Raw genomic sequence first — 21705 nt, forward strand, 5'->3', positions numbered from 1 at the left:
ACTGTCATTTTGAGACAGTCTCATTTTTTTACCAGCAGTGGCAGATATTTCTCATAGCCTTCTTCTTTCATTTTATCCTTTGGAATAAATCGGAGTGAAGCACTGTTTATACAATATCTTAATCCTCCTTTATCAGCCGGACCATCATTGAAAACGTGTCCAAGATGTGCATCTCCCGTTTTGCTACGGACCTCAGTTCTGCGCATTCCGTAAGAATTGTCAGATAGCTCGTCAATAATACTATCACTGATTGGCTTGGAAAAGCTCGGCCATCCGCATCCAGATTCAAATTTATCAGTAGAAACAAATAGTGGTTCGCCAGTGGTAATATCTACATAGATACCTTCTCTAAATTCGTCATTATATTCATTATCGAATGCACGTTCAGTCGCGGCATTTTGTGTCACATCATATTGCAATGGTGTAAGTACTTTTTTTAGCGTCTCTTTATCAGCTTTTTTGTAGGGTTTTTCGTTGTCCTGTATCACTTTTTGCGGATTTGCTTTGCGAGCCAGCTCAAATAAATCAGGGCTTATGTGGCAGTAACCGCCAGGGTTTTTGTCCAGATATTTTTGATGGTAGGCTTCAGCATCATAAAAATTCTGTAAAGGCTCTACTTCTACGACTATTTCTTTTGGATATTGACTTGCAAGTGCGGCTACGCGTTCTTTGATAATAGGGGCGTCACTTGTATTGGTATAATATATACCCGTGCGATATTGTGTGCCAATATCATTACCCTGTTTGTTCAGTGAAGTGGGATCGATCGTTTTGAAGAAAAGGTCGATTAGTAGGTTGAGATCTACAATTTGAGGATCGTAGTTCACCTTAACGGTTTCAGTAAAGCCAGTTGTTCCAGTGGAAACTTGTGTATAAGAAGGATTTTGAAGGTTTCCATTGGCATAGCCAACCTCGGTTTCGGTAACGCCACGGACTTGTTTAAAAAAATGTTCGGTTCCCCAAAAACAACCGCCTGCGAAATAAATTACGTGATCTGTTTGATTTATAGTATTCATAGTTATCTGTTTTGTCAATTTTAAATCATTCCCCTTTTGCGAATAACACACCTTAACAATTAGAAATACACCAAAGGCTATCGTAAGGAGGGTTATGAAGTGTTTCATGAATATGAGTCGTAAGCTGTGAAACAAAATTGTCTGTTACTTATAGTGAACAAAGACCGTACCTGTATGTAGTAGTATATTATTGGATTTTCATTTGTATAGATTCTATGTGCTCTTTTTACAATTGTAAGACTAAGCATATCAATTCACGCTAAAATCTGACAAAATGATAGTAAAGAATAGATTTACTCGCAGCATAGTTGGCAGGTCATTTCAATTACATCGTCGATGTTGGTTCTTATCGACGTTCGAAGTGTATGCCGTATTCCCTTCTAAGCAGTTAGTTTTTCTACTAACAGCATGAGGGTAATTCTACCTTAGTTTGGGTAATATGAACTGGAGAGGAGGGTAGTCCTACGCTAAAAATGGATCCTTCATTAGGTGTGCTTTGAATGTTTACAATGCCCTTATTTCTCTCAATCAGATCTTTGCACAATACAAGTCCAACACCCGATCCAGGTTCATGTTCTGTTCCAAAGGACTTTTGCTGAATCTCATTAAATAGCGCGGCAGATTTCAACGGATTTATACCTATACCTTCATCCTGAATATGGATATGTGTATAGAGATCGTCCACACTAATGTAAATGTTGATATTCCCATTAACATAACTAAATTTTATCGCATTACTGATCAAGTTGCGCAAAATGATTGTCGTATGATCTCTATTGGCAATTATTTGTGTATCTGGAGGTATATCCAAGTTGATTTTGAGATGTTTAGCTTGCGCATTATCATTGAAGCTTTTAATAATGTGTTGGATAATGGGTTTAATCAATAGTTTTGATGTGCTACAATTCATGCCTTGCATATTGCTGCTGCCCCATTGCAGTAGTTCATCTAACGTCTGATTCTGTTGCGCGATCTGTTGATAGATTTGCTGAATATATTCCTGTGACGTGGTACTGTCTAGCATTTGGTTACGGAACATAAATACCAGTGCTTCAAGGTTGGCAAAAGGGCTTTTGATGTCGTGAGCAATAATCGAAAATATTTTTTCCTTGTCGCGATTCATAGATTCTAAATTAAGGCGCTGCTGCTCGATCTTTTTCATATTCTTATAGATGATATCAAGAAAAAAGTTGACCGCAACGACGATAAAAGCAAGCGCATTGATAATATTGAACACAGATCTTGATCGCGGAACTTGCTGGCTTAGTGGAAGTATATCGGGTAGCAGATATAAAAGTGAAATTAGAAAAGCTATCGTAATACAATGGACTATATGAATCTTTCGGTTTTCATACATCAACATCGCGACGATCAATGTGCACAATAGAAAATATTCTCCGCCGTTTCTATAGAGCAAAGCTCCTGCGAAGTAAAATACAGAATTAGTTGTTAACAATGTGGCCTTAGCGATGTTGTATTTACCGTAATATTGGAGGACAAGCACAGCAAAGGCACATGTTGAATTGGAAAAATTAATCGCAGATAAAATATAGCGTTGATCGATAAGATTAAGGATTGCAAAGAAAATTGTTGGAAATAAACATAACAATGCAATCAGATTGATCATGTACACGCGTTTGAAATCGATGTATGACATGCCCGGATGTGCACCAATATGGGAAAATAGCTTCCAATATTTACGAAATTTATTCATAAAGACGCGTCGGATTAACTTATAATGTCTTAATATTCAAAATTAACATAAATCAGGAGTTCAACAATGATTTTTCAATATTTCATTGTTTCTATACTACGCTATTTGTCTCCCATATTGATTGCAGATAATCCTTAATCTAGCCGCTGTTAATAATTAATCTTGTGATGGTAATTTTTCAGCCATTCTTAATACGCCCCAAAATCAGCAAGATGCGAATAGAAGAAATCGCCCCAAGAGCTGGTAGATTCTATTTTAAGATAACGCGTGCTAATTGATTCGTTGAGATCGACATTAATCCAAGAACCTGAAACTTTTGTCAATTGTGCTGTTTTGATTAGGGTCCAGGTCGTACCGTTTACACTTGAATAGATATTGACATCTTTCATTGCTCCATTTAAATTATCGCGATTACGAAATGCAAGCCCCTTAATAGTGCGTAGATCTCCCATATTCACGGAGAAGAAATGTGGTTGGGGTGTTTGGGTTGATGACCATGGGGTATGCCAAACAGTGCTTCGGTTCATATCCAGGACATTACTCGCTGTTGATCCAGGCTCATTGCTGTCGCTTCCGACGATGGACCAACCTGTCGTAGGCAATAGTTTATAAGTAACAACTTTGGATAGATCGGGGATATTGTTGGTAAAGTTATAGGCGTAACGTATGGTTGTACGAACACCATTGATGTGCATAAAGCCAATTCTCATTTCATAATTGCCTGTGAGGTCATAAAAATCAGCGAGTGGACATTCGAATCTAAAGCTATCCTGACCGATGATTTTTGTCGCCCACTGTACGGCATCATAATCGTTGTTCCCACCGAAGGGTTCTCTATCATGCCAAACAACAATATCATTGACAGGCTTGTTCGCTGTAAATTTTCCGGATATGATAATTGTATTGTTTGTAAAGCTCGAAGACAAAGATATAATTTCTGCTGATGCAGATGCATACCAATCACTTCTAGTCACAGAACTGAATACTTGACTATTATTAAATGTCGCGGCAGTGCTACTTGTCAGGGAGGTTGTTGAGATTCCATACGTGGAATTTCCTGAGCCCATTAAGGCTGTGCCTAAAGTTGGTGCCAATGTCTTATTCATTCTGTTGTGGCTGGCATTCAAGCCATGACCCAATTCGTGAATCATACCACCAATCCATACCGTTGCCTTCCACCCAATATCGCCGCCAATTCCCAAATTTTTAGCGTCAAGATTTACATAGTCCAATGCGTAACAACTAGTACCCGTACCATAGAATGGAGGGCCGCCTGGATTTGCAGGATCGGTGTTGTAAGTCGGAATAATAATCAGGTTATGTTCGCTCTTCTTTGCTAATGGATTTTGACCAAAATAGGCATCTACCTCAGTTTTTACTGCTCCGTTGCCCCCAGAATAAGGGTAAGTTGCTTTTCCAAATTGCCCAGTAATGTAATGAATATTTATTAGCGTGTCATTGACTAGATCTAAACCAAAAGATTTTCGGCTAAATCCCTCACGGTCCATATTATTGGCAAACATATTTTGCGCATTCAATAGAATTCTGCTTAAACGTTTTCGGAAATTGGGAATAGAATCCACATCATTGGGAACGAAATAGATCACGTTCAGTTTGTAAGGGTTGCTATTCCACTCGTTGATCACGGTTGCTGTTGAGTTTTTTGCTTTTAGAGTGCCGACGCTCTCTGTTGTGTTTATCAAAGTTTTGCTACAAGACGCAGTAAGCAGAGCGAGGGAAGCTACTATTAGATTTAAAAATTTTCTCATAATGGTTTATATTGTGTATCAATAAATATAAATGAAAGGTCTTTTATTTCGGTGTAAGAAATTGAAGTTTTGGTACAATCAGTTTAGTCAATCGATTGATTAGTCAAGTTTGAGAATTGTTTTGTAACATTTTAAATTTCTCTCAATGAATTGACTTAACCAGGGATTTAAAAAAAATGGGACAGAAATTGAGCTATTTACTTGGTAGTAAGTTTTCAGGATAGATTTTAATCACTATAGGCAACCAGGCCACTTTGCTTGCTATTTGCGAGGTCGAGAATCGGGGTTAATCGCTTAACGTCAGCATCCATTTCTAATCTCTTATCGGAAATAAGTTGAAGAATCTGTTTGGTCATAACGGTATCGAGCCTGAAGTCCGTATGATAGTCAAACTGCTGAGCAATTATTCCTTTTTGCTGAAGTCTGTTGAAAGTTTTGAAGTCGAGTTGTCCAGCAAATTCTAGCCCTATTTTTTCGGGGAAATCTGGTTTCATCTGATAATCCGCTATTGTGTAAAAGTCTAACATATCAGTATTTTTTATTATTCCAACCCGACCGACTTATATTTCGAGCGTTAAAGTATTAAAACAACAAAAGCTAATCGAAAGATTAGCTTTTGTTTGTGATCCCGCTGGGATTCGAACCCAGGACCCATACATTAAAAGTGTATTGCTCTACCAGCTGAGCTACGGAATCGTACTTCGTTTTAGAACTATTGTTCGTTGTTTGAAGTGATGCAAAAGTAGGGCTTTAATCCTATTCCTGCAAATGTTTTTGGATTAAAATCACGTTTAAACAGATAATAACCTGATTTTAAGTCGAAAAAATTAATCGTTTTCTAAATCCATGATTTCTTCTGCCAACTGTTCCCAGCTTTCCTGAAATTGTATCAATACTGCTTTCGCCGAGTTATATAAGCGCGTAGTGTCCTGTAATTTAGCGGCATCCGAATAAACCGCTTCATCGGCAAGCTTTGACTCTAATGTTTTGACCAAAATTTCCTGTTCTTCTATTTTTTGTTCAAATGATGTGAGTTCTTTATTCTTTTTGCTCAATAAACGCGTTTTATCTTCCGTAAGCGGTTGCTTTTCTTTCTTTGCTTTCGGTTCTTCCTTGGCTTTCTTCTCCGTCTTACCTTCAGGTTTGACGATCCGTTTTGCCGCCCATTCTTCATATTCCTGGTACGTACCGGGGTATTCTTTGATTTGTTTATCTTCTATGTACCAGATTTTATTCGCGACATTATCCAAGAAATAACGGTCGTGGGATACGACAATAAATGTGCCTTCGTATTGTTGTAAAGCCTGGATCAGAATGTTGACCGACTGCATATCCAAATGGTTGGTAGGCTCATCGAGTGCCAAGAAGTTGGCATCTGCCGTTAAAGCTTTAGCAAGTGCCACACGTGATTTCTCGCCTCCAGAAAGGACTTTAATTTTCTTGAAGGCATCATCACCTGTAAAAAGAAAACAGCCTAGGATAGAACGTAATTCAGTCTCTGTATGTTTTGGTGCAAAGGCTTGTAATTCTGCAAGGATGGAATTCTCCAGGTGTAAGGCCTCAAGCTGGTGCTGCGCAAAAAATGTTTGCGACACATTATGGCCTTGCTCTGCCTTTCCTTCAAACTCGTGATCCGCGTCAGCCACAATGCGTAATAGTGTCGATTTACCTTTACCATTGGCACCGATTAAAGCGATTTTATCACCCTTTTCAATAATTGCTGAGGTGTTTTTTAATATCTCTAGGTTAGGGTAGGACTTGGAGATATTTTCCAAAGTAACGACATGGCGACCAGAAGGTTTTGAAAATTTAAAACTAAAGTTTACAGTTGGGTTATCATCATCCACGTCGTCAATTCTTTCCATGCGATCCAAAGCCTTGATGCGTGACTGAGCCATTTTTGCTTTCGATGCCTTGGCTCGAAAGCGCTCAATTAAGCGTTCTTCCTGTTTTATTTTTGCCTGTTGGTTTTTGAATTGATTAGCCTGAAGTTCATTTCGTAGTTCTTTTTCTTCAAGGTAAAAACTGTAGTTACCTGCGTAAAGTGTTAATTTCCCTTTACGCGATTCGACCGTTTTCTTGATGATACGGTCTAGAAAATATCTATCATGGGAAACAATCACAATGGCACCATCGAACGCCTGAAGATAGTTTTCAAGCCATTTAATCGACGGTAAGTCCATGTGGTTGGTAGGCTCATCGAGCAATAAAATATCCGGAGTCTGTAAAAGGATACGGGCTAGCATGACCCGCATTCGCCAACCCCCGGAGAACGTAGCTAGCGGTCTTTTTTGCTCTGCTTCAGAAAAGCCAAGACCCGCTAGAATTTCATGAGCTTTAAATTCAATATTATACCCATCTAGGGCTTCGAATTCTACCTGTTTATCACTCAATTTATTCAGAATATCATCGGAGTAGTCTGTTTCTAATTTACTAAGTAACTCTTCGATTTCGGTATGTAATTGATTTTGGCGTTCGAAAGCTTCCATTGCAACATGCAAAATGCTTTTTTCAGAATGGTAAGATAATAAATCCTGGTTTAAATAGCCAATCTTCAGATCTTTCGCCATAGAAATCGATCCTGATGTCGGTGTGTATTGACCTACAATAAGCCGAAGCAAAGTAGATTTACCTGTACCATTAGCGCCGATCAGGCCAACTTTATCTCCTGGTTTGATATGCCAGTTTGCTTCATCATATAGGGCGCGAGATCCTATTTCAAATGTTAAATTATTTATTGATATCATTTCAACTGCAAAAGTACAAAAGTAATGAATATTTCTTCTTGTTTGAGTAACTTTGCGATTATGTATAAATTAGTCAAGCCTATATTCTTTACGATGAATCCCGAGACGGCTCACCACAAAGTGACCGGAGGATTAAATGTTTTCTCAAAAATTTGGGGTGCAAAACAACTATTGAATGCTTTTTTTAAAGTCGAAGATCCACGTTTGGAGCGCGAAGTTTTTGGGTTGAAGTTTAAAAACCCCGTAGGTCTTGCAGCAGGATTTGATAAAAATGCGGAGTATATCGCTGATATGGCTAATTTGGGATTTGGTTTTATTGAAATTGGAACAGTAACTCCTAAACCGCAACCCGGTAATGATAAACCTAGAATGTTTCGTCTGGTACCGGATGAGGCCCTGATCAATAGGATGGGATTCAACAATCAGGGGGCTGATGTCGCTGCGAATAGATTAAAAAACTTGACAGATCGTCAGGGGTTATTGATTGGAGGGAATATCGGGAAGAATAAACTTACGCCTAATGAAGACGCAGTCAATGATTATATCTATTGTTTCAATGCACTATTTGAGCATGTGGATTATTTTGTCGTAAACGTCAGTTCTCCCAACACGCCTGGTCTACGCGATTTACAGGAAAAGGATCCGCTAAAACACATCCTAAACACCTTGCAGGAATTGAATAACAACAAATTAACTCCGAAGCCTATTCTACTTAAAATCGCTCCCGATTTAACAAATAGTCAATTGGATGATATCGTGGAGATTGTTATGGAAACGCAGATTGCTGGCGTTATTGCAACCAATACCACCGTCTCAAGAGATGGATTAAAGAGTGCAACGGCATTAAGACAGGAAGCGGGTGGAGTGAGCGGCCGTCCTTTGACCAAAAGATCTACGGAAGTTATTCGGTACCTAAGTCAAAAATCGAATAAGGCTTTTCCAATTATTGGTGTTGGTGGGATTCATTCGGCTAAAGATGCAATTGAAAAATTAGATGCAGGTGCTAGCCTTGTTCAGGTTTACACGGGCTTTATTTATGAAGGACCTGGTTTGATCGCCAATATTTGTAAGGGTATACTGCAGACAGGAAGGTAATAATGACGATGGCAGCTGATTTTGATCTGAAAGATTTTTTGGATAAGAAAGTTGAGGAATATAACCAACCTAATTTTATACCCAATGACCCGATAGTTATTCCACATCAATTTTCTGCCAAGCAGGATATTGAGATCATGGGTTTCCTGGCTTCAATTATGGCTTGGGGCCAAAGGAAGACGATCATCAATAAATGCAAGGAGCTTATTGATCGAATGGATGGTTCACCGTACGACTATATTATGAATCATCAAGAGCAAGATCTAAAAAGTTTGCTGGGGTTTAAACACCGTACATTTAAGGACACGGATATTCTTTACTTCATTGAATTTTTCAAATATCATTATGGTCATTTTGAATCTTTGGAAGATGCTTTTCTGGTAGGACAGGAGCACAATAAGCGTATTGATGTGGAACTGGCGCTTAATGCATTTAAAATGTATTTTTTTTCACTGCCGGACTATCCCTATCGCACACGTAAGCATATAAGTAGTCCAGCACAGAAATCTACCGTTAAAAGGATTAATATGTTTTTACGTTGGATGGTTAGGCAGGATGACAAAGGCGTTGATTTTGGTATCTGGAAGCGCCTTTCACCAAAAGATCTGATCTGCCCTTGTGATGTTCATGTGGAGCGTGTAGCGCGAAAATTTGGTTTGATTACACTTGATAAAGTCAATTGGAATACAGCGCAGGAGTTAACAACAAACCTACGTTTACTTGATCCTTTGGATCCCGTCAAATATGATTTTGCCTTATTTGGTCTGGGAGTAGAAAGGGAGCTATAATAAGAAAGCCTGTATTTAATACAGGCTTTCTTATTATATGCCACTTCTCATCAAATAAATCAGAATCGCTGTCTTTAATCAGTATAGCGGACAGCAGTTCATTTAGGCAAAAGACTTTTCATTTAAATGATCGATCTTAATCAGTAAATCAACCAATCGATTGGAATAACCAAATTCATTATCGTACCAACCCACCACTTTGACCAAGCCCCCAACAATAGAAGTAAGTTGAGCATCAAAAACACAGGAATATGGGTTATTGATAATATCAACTGAAACGATTGGATCCTCTGTGTAATACAGCACTTCCTTCAATTCATTTTCGGCTGCCCATCGAAAGGCCTTATTAATTTCTTCAACTGTGGTGTGTTTTTCAAGGGTGCAAGTAAAGTCCGTTAATGATCCATTTAGTACGGGTACACGTATTCCAGCGCCGCCGAGCTTATTCTGTAAATGGGGAAAAACGTTGGTGATTGCTTTGGCCGCACCTGTTGTTGTTGGAATGATTGCAGATGACGCTGCTCGCGCTCTCCGTAAATCTTTATGTGGTGCATCATGAAGATTTTGATCGCCCGTCATGGAGTGCACCGTGGTAATATAGCCATCTTTTATGCCCCAATGGTCATCTAAAATTTTTACTAAGGGAGCAACATTATTGGTCGTGCAAGAGGCATTGGATAAAATGGATGCCGAAAGATCGATAGTCCGATCATTGATGCCGAGTACCACTGTCGGAATATCCTTGTCTTGTGCCGGTGCTGAGATAATTACTTTTTTTGCACCTGCTTCTAAATGTAAAGCTGACTTGGCACGTGTCGTAAAATGCCCTGTTGATTCTATCACAACATCGATACCTAATTCTCTCCACGGTAGCGTCGAAGGATCTTTTTGATTGGTAACAAGGATAGCTTTGCCATTGATAATGATGTGATTTTCATCGTGGGACACAGTGCCGTAAAAAGGGCCGTGCACCGAATCATATTTAAATAAATGGGCAAGCGTCTTTGTATCTGTCAAATCATTTATTGCAATGATTTTTAGCTCATCACAAGCTCCGCGAAGAAAAATATTACGCAATGTATTTCTGCCGATACGACCGAATCCGTTGATTGCTATGTTGAGCATTTTAGATTATTTATGAAATTGGCTTATTGCTTCATTGATATTTTTTTCGCCCTCCCAATGTGCTTTCAGCTTTCCATCCGCTCCATAAACATAATTCGCTGGGAATTGTGTCGGCACATGGATTTTTTGAATAAACGTCTGGTCTTTATCGATCAATACTTCAACATTCGATGCTTTGGATAATTTTGGAGCAAAACTGTCAAAAAAGCCCAATACTAACGCCGGGTCATTCATTGAGATATAATAGATATTTACATCTTTTAAACGATCCATGTTTTTTTCTAACTCGATAGCCTCATGCTGACAGTGGCTACAGCCCGGATCAAAAAGAATAAATACGGTATTCTTGTCTTTGGCGACATTCTCGTTCGTAACTCTTATCCCGGAGCGAAGTTGATAAAAAGTAAAATTAGGGAGAATTGCAGCTGGTTCGGAAGATTGGGTAGGGGCCGTCTGCCCGTGATCATGTCCCGCATGGTCATGATTTTCTGCAGCAGCCTCTTGTGTAGGCATTGTTGTACCGTCAGTTTTTGTTTTGTTGTTATCGCCACATGAGTAAAGGATTCCAGCCATGAATACCGCTGTTACTCCTAAAACTATTTTTTTGTTCATAGATTACATTTGCTTTTAAATCAGTATCAATGATTTGATCTTTTCTTTCGTTTGCATCCAATATCAGATTTTTAAATAAAATCAGCGATACTCGAATACATTAACGAACCAAAACTATGAAAAAAAGCGGATTTTATACTTTACAATTTCATTTATGACAGTTTACTGGATATCGAGTTTGATCGTTAGATACACTTCGATAGATACACTGCGATCCGCCTAGCCTTGCTTATTCGATGATATCTGGTTTGTCACCTATGGACTTAGGTTCTATTAAGGACGTTGACTGAATAATTTCTGGTGCGCTTTTTCCGAATTCGATACTGTAAACTTTGAGAAGTACGCCAACACAGGATAGAATTAAAGGACCAAATATTAATCCCAGCATACCGAACAGATTTAACCCAAGTAAGACACCAAATACCGTAATTAGGGGGTGTACATCACCCAGCTTTTTTAAAATGGTAAAGCGGAGAACATTATCTATACTTCCTATAATAATGATTCCATACAAAGCAAGACCTATAGCACTTCCGGATTGCCCATTGGCGAGTAGAAATAGTGCAGCTGGTAAATAGACCACCATTGTTCCCAAAATCGGTATTATCGTGGAGACAGCCGTTAATATTCCTAAGAAAATAGGGCTTTCCAACCCAAAAAACCAATAGCCAAGCCCGGCAACAATACCTTGACACATGGCTAAAATTGGAATACCAATAGCGTTGGATTTGACCATCATATCGAATTCTTTCCATAACTCAGCCTTACTAGCTTTGGTAAACGGAATGGCGTGATAAATAGTTTCTTCCAGCTTCTTGCTGCTTACAAGCATAAAATAAAGTACAAATAATGCGACCAGTAAGTTGACTCCAACCTCTGCGACGGAATTAAGGATGTTGGGGATAAATTTAGCTGCTCGCTGGAGTGTTTGCATTAATGCAGAATCTGAAAGGTCAATATTACTGAAGTAGGGACTGGATTTTAAATAGCTCTTTACAGAATCGAATTTCTGCATCAGTTCGTCTTTGTTGCTAATGACTTCTGTAACCTGGGGTACCATGTAGTTGATTAGCAGATAAAGCGGGCCAACCAAAAAAACAATTGTCAGTAAGATTAAGAGAATACTTGCCGCCGACTTATTCCATCTTTTTTCTTCGGTAAGCTTATAGTTGATTTTTCTAAATAGAATGTACAGCGTTATCGCTCCTAAAAAACCGGGTAAATAATAAAATAAGCTCGTAAAGATTAATATGCATATCGCTAGGATGATAAGGATAAGCATAATTTGATTAATGGAGTTATTGTTGATTTGTTTATATTTCATATAGTTGACAAATATACTGTCTTTGACCTATTTTATCGTATGACAATATTTCTTTAGAAAAGTTTTACAATGTTAAATTAAACTTCTTTTTTTCAAATCTTAGTTTTGGTTGTGCGGCATAAGAATCTCTCTTAAGATAGTCAGGATATCATAGTGCTTGATAAATAGCATGGACTGCGGAATGTGCGGGGAATCGGAACCGCTTCCAGATTGGAAATTATTGCTGTTCGTCTTGCTTCCCTTATGAAAAAAAGGATGAGACCCTTTTCCTTTTTTGCTGTTTGAAAATAAGCCCATAATCTTTGTATATTAGTTATTGCGGCCTTTCTGTAACGGATATGACCGCAATAACTAATATACAAAATAACTTTTGATCTTAATTAATAAAAATTTGACTACCGCGCTCTTCATCTTTTTCTATGGAAAGGGATATCGGAATTCGTTCTTTAAGCTCCTCAACATGGGAAATGATCCCTACAATACGATTTTCGCGGCGTAGCTCTAACAGGGTTTCAAAAACAATATTGACTGAAGCGGTGTCTTGTGTCCCAAAACCTTCATCAATAAAGAAAAAGTTTTTGCTCGCTCTCGTACTCGACTGTACGCTTTCCGCGAGCGCGAGCGCCAAGCTTAGCGATACTTGAAAAGCCTGGCCGCCGGATAAGGTTTTTACACTACGGCTCTTCCCTTCATTCAAATAATCTATAATCTCAAACTCATTGTTTTCGTTGATCTGTAGACTAAGTTGATTTCGTGTCATACGGTGAAAACGAATATTGGCGTGGTCGCACAATTGACGTAGATAAATTGAAGAAACATACTGTACAAAACCGGCACCTTTAAATAGATTGAAAAGCTGTTTCAAATTTTCATTACGGACGTTTAGCTTCATTTGTTGCTGCAGAAGCGTCTCTTTTTTAGCGTAAGAAATCATCAATTGGTTGAGTTCCTGTCTCAGCTTGGCCACATTTTCAGTACTTTCTTTCAATTGTCGAGCGCTTTCCTCCAGCGCCTTTTCTTGTTCAATAAAGATTGTTTCTTCATACACTTGACCAGCAAGCTTGTGTTCCAGTTGAGCAATCTGCGCCTTTACAGTTTCAAAATCAATTTGAAACTGCTCCAGCTCAAGTCGGATCTGCTGTACGGGTAAATTTTGGGCAAGTATCTGCTTAACCTCCTCGATAGCGTTAAACGGCGAGGCTAAAAGATGCTGCTGCAACGTGCCGTCAACTTCCAGAATTTCACTTTTAATTGTTTGAAGTCGTTCCGAGATGGCATTCACCACGCTATTTTGCCCTGCGAATTGACTGTTTAACTCGCTTAACTTATCGTTTATCGCAACAAACTCTTTTTCTACCGTAATATTTGAGTTTTTGATCGTGTTGTATTCTTCTTCGACAGTTTGGGCGTCTTTCGATTGGTAATCGAACCAGCTGAGCAGTTTTAAATTTCCAATATTTTGATTGATCTGTGCTTGCTTGCTTACTTCGTCGCGTTCAAATTGCCCCAGGGCCTTGTTGTATTTCTCCAGATTATCCTCTACAGAAGCTAAAGCAGTCTGATCATCTGCAAGCTTATTTTCGAGGGCCTGGATTAGGGTTTCAATTTTGGAAAGCTCCTGTTTTTTGGAAGCATAGATAGATTCATCTGTGCTGCTGTAGCCTGTCCATACAAATTCATTGAAATGCGCCATTTTTATGGACTTATGCAATTGAATTTTCGTATTCAGTTCGTGTTTTTGATCTGTCAAGGATTGCAAACGAAGAAGAAGTTTGTCCACTTGGAATTTTTGATCCTGTTTTAGTTTTAGGAGTTCATTCGTGTCGGTCATTAATTTTTCATGAGCAAGGATTTCAAGCGAAATATCCTGCCCATGGTTGACCATGGGATGTTCAATTGCACCACATAGGGGGCAAGGCGACCCTTCTTTCAAATTTTTAGCATATTGTGTTAGCCGCTGCTGTAAAAGCAGATGCGCCCTTTCATCCTGTAGTTTATTGAGCTTTTGTTCCAATTCCTGAACAACATGGGCATGGGTTGATTGAAATTCTTCTAGGTTGCCGCTGAAATTTTGTAATTCTCGTCTAATTTCGCTGGCATTGTTTTCTAAATCGACCAATTGCTTATTAAGATCGTTTTCTTGTTGTTTTATCCCCTGTTGTCTAGTATACCATTGGCCTAATTCCATCAATTCATGCGGCGAAGGTTTAGCACGCTTTAAATTCGAAATTTCACTTTCAGTTCCCAGGATTTTTGCTTTATAATGTACTTGTTGTTTTTTCGCTTCTTCGACAAAATGACGCCCTTTCTCTGCGCGATCTTGCAAGCCTTTAATTTCATTGGAAAAGGTAATCAATTGCTGTATCAATTCAAGATCTAATTCCTGAATACGACGTTGCGGTAGTAGTTCATACCTTGGTTTTAATATATTTAAACGAGATTGATGCTCCTGTAGAAGCTGTTGTATTTCTGTTTTTTTTACTTCTTCGTTCGCCAATTTTCTTTGCGTTGATCCCTTTTCAAGATCTAATTTTTCTTTGGACTTGAGACTGTGTAAAAATTTGGTCTGGGCCTCCTCAAACTGATTTAATTGTAGCCTTAAATTCTCTTTTTGTCCTTTCTGTTCAAGTAATTCTTCGTAACGTAATTTCGTCCGGTTCAATTCAATGAAATCCGCTTTAAGTTTTTGGAGCTGCATGAATTTTTCATGCTGTAATTTATGCGAAGATTCTATGGATGCGAAAGATTGAAGTTCAGCCTGTAACTTTTCGCTGGTGGCTGTTACAAGATCTGAAGTGATCTCCTCAAATCCCGATAATTGACCGTTCAAGTGATCTAATTCGGATTGATTTTTCTTATATAACGTAGAAACTTTATCCTGTAGGTCAAACCGATGCAATTGAAAAATCTCTTTCATCATATCTGTGCGTTCCCTGGCGCCAAGTTCTATAAATTCCTTGAATTGTCCTTGTGGAATGATGATTGTTCTTTTGAAGTTCTCATAGCGTAGTCCTATTATTTGTTGTGTATTACTGCTTTCTAATGGAACCCATGTTTCATTTAATTTCTCATAGAGCACGACAGTTGGCGATTTTACGTCATCGAAGTTTTTGGAGTTGCGTTTAAATTCGCGAGTAACTTTAAATGTGCGTTCTTCAAAATTGACAAAATCAAGTTCAATATATGACTTATTTGACTTGAGATTCATCATGTTATATCCACGTTTGTCGCGTGCATTCAAACGTTCTGTTTCCCCATATAACGCATAAGTAATAGCTTCTAATATAGACGATTTACCAGAGCCCACTGCGCCGAAAATACCAAAAAGTCCAGCTTCGGAAAGTGCGGTAAAATCGATCGTCTGGCGATCCTGATAGGAATAGATGCCCTCTAGTGTTAGCTTTAATGGAATCATGCAATTAAGAATTTAAAATTTCGCGAAATAGATCAATGAGATCGTCGTTGGGCGCCTGGTTGGCATTTTTGGATTTGAAATATTCTTGAAACAATACAGATATGTCTTGCTTAAGATTGATTTCTTTGGTGTCTATAAATTCGCTATCCCGTTCTTTAACCACTGGGATCAAATAGATTATTCCTGAATGTGCCTGATAGATACGCTTGCGATCTTCCGCTTTCAAAAAGGTGTCGGATTTAAATGTCAATTCTACCAAGGCGTCTGGATTTTCTTCTAGCCAGGAAATGCAACTTTCAATATCCTCAAATGTTTTTCTAAATAATGGCTTACCTTGTGTGAGTGGGATTGGGGTTACGGCGGCCTGTGTATCGGGCGATACATCGACTAGTGCTACAAATTTGGTTTGTCCAGCTTCTGAAAAGCTATAGCATAGGGGAGATGATGCGTAGATGACTGGTTTCTCTAGAGAACCTATATTTTGATAACCGTGTAGATGTCCTAATGCGGTATATTGGACTTGTTCCGGAATAGCTTGTGAATAGATCAAGTCTGCATTTCCTATTTTGACCGGCTTTTCACCATCCGGCTCTTCCAAAAGTGGACGACCTAACTTATTCATATAAAGATGGGCAATGAGGATGTTAATGCCTTTTTCATCGCAATAGGTATCGGCAATTTTTTTCCATTCGGAAGACAAAACCTCATTCAGCTTACTTTCTTTATCTTCACCTAAGTATTGTTTTAAGCGGATCTCATTCGCGTAAGCGGTATGAAGGATTCGAATCGGATGCTCATAGTGAGGTAATTTTAAGACGATAATGCCTTTGTCTGCATGTACGACAGCGAAGCCTTCCGTAGCAAAAGGAGAGACGACGGCGCGCGGATGGCCGATTAAGATGATACCGGATGCTCTTGCCAACGGATCGGGTGCATCAACCAAATGTGGTGAATCGTGATTGCCAGCAATAGCAATTACAGGACGCATACCATCCTTGCTAAGACGTTTGATTGTTCTATAGAACAGCTCAATTGCTTCGACTCCCGGGTTAAAAGCATCGAATAGATCTCCGGCGATCACAACTAGGTCGACATTTTCCTGATCGGCAATCTGAACGATCTCATCCATTACCAGGGTCTGTTCGTCTATTCGAGAGAAACTTTCCAGTCTTTTTCCAAGGTGCCAATCGGCGGTATGTAATATTTTCATGTGAGAGCTTCGATTTGCGTCAACAGTTACAAACTAAGATAAATTTGATCTGAAATGCAATTATAATTGGATGGAATCGTATAAATTACTGCTCATTCCTTACTATAGATTTAGCTTCGTAGTGGTAGCTTGGTAAAATACAGCCTGCTTAAAATGTTAAAACTTGTTAAATACGGCTGTCAAAAATCATTTAATTGTATTTTTAATGTTCCAGATTAAGCTAAAATTTATATACATAACGTATGCGAAAAGTTTATTTATACCTATGTGTTTTCTTTATGCTACTGATGCGTGTAAATGCGCAGGAAGTACAGGCGATTAGAGGAGAAACGGCGTATCCCTTTTTATTCAAAAATTCCGGGCTAGATTCTTCCACCACTGAGAAGCAACCTGTTTTTGTATTTTTGCATGGGAGGAGTCTTTCCGGGACAAATTTGGATCGTGTAAAGCGCTATGGTGTACTGTATGCTATCAATAAAGGCCAGGAAGTTCCAGGGATTATTGTTGCGCCACAGTCAAAGGGCGGCTGGGATGCAGATAAAGTAATGGAAATTGTGGATTATGTCATCGGACATTATAATGCTGACCCGGACCGTATTTATGTGTGTGGCATGAGTATGGGCGCCTACGGTACAATGGATGTGGCTGGAAAATATCCGGAAAGGGTAGCGGCAGCGGTGGCCATATGTGGTGGTGGATCCAGTCAGTATGCGTCCAATTTGACTCAGGTTCCCATTTGGTTGCACCATGGTACAGCCGATCGGGCAGTGCCAATTTCGGAATCTAAAAAGATTATGCGGGCTATAAAAAAAGAGGATCCAGATGCTAATGTGAGTTTGAATGTAATAAAAGGAGGTACGCATGGGAGTGTAGAGCGATTATTTCACGACGATGCAATTTACAATTGGATGTTGAAATTTAGGAAAAGGCATAAGTCTTAAAAGATTTTGTCAACCGGCATAACGGCTTTGAATAAAAAAAACCTGATGATGATTCATCAGGTTTTTTTATTAGCCTTCACTGTTAAACATAGACTGTCTTTTATGAAACTGGGCCATCAGAATATTCGGTTGATGGATCAAGTGGGTTTTGCTTAAATATTCAGCGTTATCTGCGTAGATAAACAATAATGTGCCATCTTTGATGGTATTAATGATAGGGGCTGCAAATTCTCTCGGTACGGCAGGGCAGCCATAACTTTTTCCAAGTCTACCTAAACTCGCTATTGTTCCATTGCTACAATAATCTGCACCATGCATTACGACATATCTTGCTTTGGCATTATCATTTATGCCTTTCTCAAGACCATTTAGCACCAATGAATAACCATTCTCACCATTGTAAGTATTTTCAGTCGTAAAGAAACCTAAGGAACTTTTGAGTGATTCCTGTTGATTCGAAAAATTTACCGCGTAATTCTCGCCGCTATTTTTGCCATGCGAAACTAACGTATTAAACAGTACCTTTTTCTGCGCAAGGTCTAATACTACTAGCCTCTTTTCAGTGGATGCCAGCGAGAAATCGATGACCGTCATAATGTCTTTGTTGTGGATAGGAAGAGCTTTCCTGCCTTCCATTGCTTGACGAAACGCTTCGTATTGTAACACTTGCGCTAGGTTCATTTCATCGTATAAGGAATCAACTTCTGTGCGTTGACGCTCCACATTTATACGATGCTCGCTGGTTTCTTGCTGTGTTGTTTTTAATTCTTCTTGTGATGAAAGTGCTGTATTCAATGCCATCAAAAGAAACATAAACGTATTTCCCATTCTACTCCTTTTCTGTATAGATGTTTACAAAAGTAATAATTAAAATTAATACATATTTGATTTACAGAATGTTAAATATTGTTAATCGATAACTATGACGAGCGACGAAAAGTCTTTTGACCGTTTATAGACAAATTGAGCATGAGATGACGCATTTCTGACGCACATATGTGATTTTGGAATAGTTCCAAGACTTTCGCTATATTCGATGATATTGCCATTTGGGTTATTGACTGGAATACCGTGTATATATGCCCCAGCAGTAAACCGCGTGGCATAAGGCGCAAATCCACCATAAATTTTGGTTCCATCCTCGTAATAAAACATCTTTGATTTATGTTCTTGGACAACAAAGAGACCAGTAGGCGTTTCTTGGGCATGGGGAGGTTTATGTCGTCCACTGGTTGCTGGATTCATGCTTCTGACGAGCCATTCATTTCCAGCTTTTTCCAATGTACAGATATTTTGGTTTTTAATGTCTACGACTGTAACGAATTTAAATTCTATCGAATCGCGAATGATTTTAAGATAGCGCTTTGGTACACTGTATTTCCCTTCAAATGAAATACCTTCGACCGGAATCCTGTCTAGGCTGTCGGAGCCCTGAACACGGACGAGCCACCCATCGCGCCCGTAACGCACCGCTTGATTGGTGTTAAGATCACAGAGCGGTGCGGCCTGATAACGCTCCACATTGAAGCTGTCGGACACCCTTTTATAAGTATCCCGCTTGTAACCCGCAATTGTTGGTGCTTCACCTTTCTCATTTTGATAGTTTTGAAGTACAGCGTATAGCGAAGGAGTTTGTTGAAAATTCGTAACAAATGCTAAGCGCTCTTTAATTTTGCTCCATTGGAAAGTTCGTGTAGTATCTTTGTAAGGATAGGTATCTTCCAGGGTATATTTTTTATACTGTAGCTCTTTTTTGATAATTATATCTTCGTCTGTGATTAGCTCTGGTTTTTTATTCAACTTTTCAGGCGCCACTTTTTTTTGTTGCCTGTTGGGCGGCTGCGTCTTTGCTATATCCTTTTTATCCTGTTGGCATCCAGCCAAAAGGAAAATTAGACTTAGTACTAGACATGTTAATCTTGGACTCATATATAGATTTATAAACTATTGCTTTATGGTTTAAACTTAGATAAATTGTTGATGATTTGCAATTTTATTGTGGGTGAATAAGAACACTTTATGGGAAGAATGTCAACCATAGGTGTTTTAAGAACGTAATGTGAACGAATGACATTGTCGTTTTTGGGTGATAATCGACCTGAATCTGTTCAAATGCTGACTTAATGAAAGTCAGGTTGAAGAGATACATGTTTTTCATGAGCAATAAAAACGCTAGTTTTGTAAGTTGAAATACACGATATGGATAAAATTGTTATTTGTTCTGCGGCGATCCTCCATCCCAATGGTGATTTGTTGATGGTTCGGAAAAAGGGTTCCGCTTATTTCCAGTTACCCGGAGGTAAGGCAGCGCCTGAAGAGAATCAAGAGGAAACATTGATTCGTGAGCTTCGCGAAGAGCTACGGTTCGATGTACGTGAAAACGATTTAGAATTTTTAGGTAGCCATACTGCACATGCCGTAAATGAGGTAAATACATTGGTAGAAGGTAATATTTACGTGATTAAATTGAAGGCGACTCAGTCTTTTGAAGCTTATGAAGAGCTGGTAGAGGTGGTTTGGATCAAACAGGACAATTGGCGCAGTTTTAAGCTAGCGCACCTGGCAGCAGAGTTTGTTGTTCCCCGTTGGCTGTCTGGAAAGCTGTAGATTTAAAAGAATGATGTAATCTTTAAATATCCATATTTTGGGATAGCAGTCTGGCTAAAATAAAAGAGCGGAGTTCCAGCTGAATTCCGCTCTTTTATTTGTTGATGAATATTCCTTCTAGAAACTATAGACGCAGGCTAATAGAAATTGTCCTGCAGATTTCGTTGGACTTAAATCATTTTTGATGAATCTCTCTGTACTTCCTTTGTCAATTCTAATCTCCGGGATAAATTTGAAGCCGTGATAACTATATTCTGCTGTTAATGTTGTCGCTAGAATATTAGCACTTGGGATACCATTTTCCTCTTCCTTATGTGTTTGGAAAAATTCTTCACGTAATCCTAATCCAAAATTTTCCGAAAAGTGAACTCTTGGATAGAGAGCAACGCCCGAATATCCGCCACCATCTCTCTTTTTATAATTGGTTGCATTTAAACCAAGGAAAAATTTGGGTGTGAAATCATAGTTAGCAACCAGGTCAACCAATGTTCCTGAACTATAATTTGCTTTTCCACCTGCTGAGGATCCGGTGAGAAAGTTAAGATAAAAGCTACTTTTATCATTGGGTGTATAAGCTAGCTGGGAGCCTACGTGCGACACACCGTTCATATCTTGGTAGACGTTCCAGTCGTTAAATATTCCGACCATTAGCGCCACCTTGTCGGAGAAACTATACGTTGCTTTCAGTCCCGCATCTTGAAAAGGTCCTGCACCAAAGAGATAAGATGTCGAATAATGAAAATTGTATGTGGGAGATATCACTTCAAAGCCTACAAATGTTCCCATAAAACCTGCAGTGAGATTAAGTTTATCAGTGAGGTCGTAGCCTACATAGAGATTTTGTATGTGAAAGCTATTTTTATCATCGCCAGCTTGACCGTCCCCATTCATGATAGAGCGATATTGACCGCGAGGTCCAAAAGATAACTCGCCTACAAATGAAGCTTTTTTAAACTTCTTTTTAACAGCTAAATCCACCATTCCGATCGAAACGGAATTGTTGTCTTCTGTAAAATAGGTATTAATATTTGGTTTGTTTTGGAAGTCATATTTCCAATAGGTGTCAACGGATCCGGATATTTCGATTCCCTTTTCTTTGTTTTCTTCTTGTGATATCGCTGTATTTATAAGAAATACAGATAAAATTGCTGTTGTAAGAAGTTTTTTCATGTTTTTGGAGGTTTAAGTTTGATTTGTTTGGTGTTTTTGCCGAGTTGTTTTTATAATTTCTCTTTTTTTTATGGTTATAAATTGATTTTTATAGATTAATAATGGTTTTTGTGTTTGTTATTGTGAAATTATGTAAAAAAAATCACAAAAAATAAATTATCATGGTATTTTT

General features: G+C 38.7%; 18 protein-coding genes, 1 tRNA gene and 1 pseudogene. 4 read left to right on the forward strand and 16 right to left on the reverse strand.

Going from position 1 to position 21705, the window contains the following annotated elements; all coding sequences use genetic code 11:
- Positions 1–20: 20 nt before the first annotated feature.
- From msrB to B2W36_RS02965, 7 genes and pseudogenes are all read right to left on the reverse strand, one after another.
- Positions 21–485 (reverse strand): peptide-methionine (R)-S-oxide reductase MsrB, encoded by a 465-nt coding sequence (msrB, locus tag B2W36_RS22570; RefSeq protein WP_349676355.1) that lies wholly within the window; start codon positions 483–485, stop codon positions 21–23.
- A 63-nt stretch (positions 486–548) separates the two neighbouring features.
- Positions 549–1124 (reverse strand): annotated as a pseudogene (gene msrA / locus B2W36_RS22575) (peptide-methionine (S)-S-oxide reductase MsrA); the annotation flags it as partial.
- Between the two features lie 292 nt (positions 1125–1416).
- A complete protein-coding gene (locus B2W36_RS02945; protein WP_293884568.1) occupies positions 1417–2730 on the reverse strand; it encodes a sensor histidine kinase in 1314 nt (437 codons plus the stop codon).
- 188 nt (positions 2731–2918) lie between these two features.
- Positions 2919–4499 carry a discoidin domain-containing protein gene (locus B2W36_RS02950; protein ID WP_293884569.1) on the reverse strand — a complete coding sequence of 527 codons (1581 nt, stop codon included), beginning with the start codon at positions 4497–4499 and terminating at the stop codon, positions 2919–2921.
- A gap of 227 nt (positions 4500–4726) precedes the next feature.
- Positions 4727–5026, reverse strand: coding sequence for a hypothetical protein (locus tag B2W36_RS02955; protein ID WP_293886431.1), 300 nt, complete (start codon positions 5024–5026; stop codon positions 4727–4729).
- A gap of 96 nt (positions 5027–5122) precedes the next feature.
- A tRNA-Lys gene (locus B2W36_RS02960) sits at positions 5123–5195 on the reverse strand.
- A 131-nt stretch (positions 5196–5326) separates the two neighbouring features.
- Positions 5327–7246 (reverse strand): ABC-F family ATP-binding cassette domain-containing protein, encoded by a 1920-nt coding sequence (locus B2W36_RS02965; RefSeq protein WP_293886432.1) that lies wholly within the window; start codon positions 7244–7246, stop codon positions 5327–5329.
- A gap of 60 nt (positions 7247–7306) precedes the next feature.
- On the opposite strand from B2W36_RS02965, the gene B2W36_RS02970 reads away from it, so the two are divergent.
- Together B2W36_RS02970 and B2W36_RS02975 are read left to right on the forward strand one after the other, a co-directional pair.
- Positions 7307–8341: a quinone-dependent dihydroorotate dehydrogenase gene (locus B2W36_RS02970; protein WP_293884572.1), complete on the forward strand. Its 1035-nt coding sequence runs from the start codon at positions 7307–7309 to the stop codon at positions 8339–8341.
- Positions 8342–8343: 2 nt separating this feature from the next.
- Positions 8344–9129, forward strand: a complete 786-nt coding sequence (locus B2W36_RS02975; protein ID WP_293886433.1) for a TIGR02757 family protein — start codon at positions 8344–8346, stop codon at positions 9127–9129.
- A gap of 102 nt (positions 9130–9231) precedes the next feature.
- Here B2W36_RS02975 and gap read toward each other — a convergent pair whose 3' ends face one another.
- From gap to B2W36_RS03005, 6 genes are all read right to left on the reverse strand, one after another.
- Positions 9232–10254 carry a type I glyceraldehyde-3-phosphate dehydrogenase gene (gap, locus tag B2W36_RS02980; protein WP_293884574.1) on the reverse strand — a complete coding sequence of 341 codons (1023 nt, stop codon included), beginning with the start codon at positions 10252–10254 and terminating at the stop codon, positions 9232–9234.
- A 6-nt stretch (positions 10255–10260) separates the two neighbouring features.
- Complete coding sequence (locus B2W36_RS02985; protein ID WP_293886434.1) at positions 10261–10866, reverse strand: TlpA family protein disulfide reductase; 606 nt, start codon at positions 10864–10866, stop codon at positions 10261–10263.
- 229 nt (positions 10867–11095) lie between these two features.
- Entirely contained in the window at positions 11096–12190 is a 1095-nt protein-coding gene (locus B2W36_RS02990) for an AI-2E family transporter (protein ID WP_293884576.1), read from the reverse strand.
- A gap of 99 nt (positions 12191–12289) precedes the next feature.
- Positions 12290–12487, reverse strand: coding sequence for a hypothetical protein (locus B2W36_RS02995; protein ID WP_293886435.1), 198 nt, complete (start codon positions 12485–12487; stop codon positions 12290–12292).
- 79 nt (positions 12488–12566) lie between these two features.
- Positions 12567–15605, reverse strand: coding sequence for an AAA family ATPase (locus B2W36_RS03000; protein ID WP_293884577.1), 3039 nt, complete (start codon positions 15603–15605; stop codon positions 12567–12569).
- A gap of 4 nt (positions 15606–15609) precedes the next feature.
- Positions 15610–16815 (reverse strand): metallophosphoesterase family protein, encoded by a 1206-nt coding sequence (locus B2W36_RS03005; RefSeq protein WP_293884578.1) that lies wholly within the window; start codon positions 16813–16815, stop codon positions 15610–15612.
- Positions 16816–17057: 242 nt separating this feature from the next.
- On the opposite strand from B2W36_RS03005, the gene B2W36_RS03010 reads away from it, so the two are divergent.
- Positions 17058–17756 (forward strand): prolyl oligopeptidase family serine peptidase, encoded by a 699-nt coding sequence (locus B2W36_RS03010; protein ID WP_293886436.1) that lies wholly within the window; start codon positions 17058–17060, stop codon positions 17754–17756.
- A gap of 69 nt (positions 17757–17825) precedes the next feature.
- Here B2W36_RS03010 and B2W36_RS03015 read toward each other — a convergent pair whose 3' ends face one another.
- Positions 17826–18584 (reverse strand): murein L,D-transpeptidase catalytic domain family protein, encoded by a 759-nt coding sequence (locus tag B2W36_RS03015; protein WP_293884580.1) that lies wholly within the window; start codon positions 18582–18584, stop codon positions 17826–17828.
- 81 nt (positions 18585–18665) lie between these two features.
- Positions 18666–19685 (reverse strand): L,D-transpeptidase, encoded by a 1020-nt coding sequence (locus B2W36_RS03020; protein ID WP_293884581.1) that lies wholly within the window; start codon positions 19683–19685, stop codon positions 18666–18668.
- Positions 19686–19955: 270 nt separating this feature from the next.
- Here B2W36_RS03020 and B2W36_RS03025 point away from each other — a divergent pair, with 270 nt between their 5' ends.
- The gene (locus B2W36_RS03025; protein WP_293884582.1) at positions 19956–20363 is read left to right on the forward strand and encodes an NUDIX hydrolase; all 408 of its coding nucleotides are present in this window, start codon (positions 19956–19958) and stop codon (positions 20361–20363) included.
- Between the two features lie 117 nt (positions 20364–20480).
- Here B2W36_RS03025 and B2W36_RS03030 read toward each other — a convergent pair whose 3' ends face one another.
- The gene (locus B2W36_RS03030) at positions 20481–21533 is read right to left on the reverse strand and encodes a porin (RefSeq protein ID WP_209579207.1); all 1053 of its coding nucleotides are present in this window, start codon (positions 21531–21533) and stop codon (positions 20481–20483) included.
- Between the last annotated feature and the right edge of the window lie 172 nt (positions 21534–21705).

Source organism: Sphingobacterium sp. UBA3549 (assembly GCF_002376635.1).
Classification (GTDB): Bacteria; Bacteroidota; Bacteroidia; order Sphingobacteriales; family Sphingobacteriaceae; genus Sphingobacterium.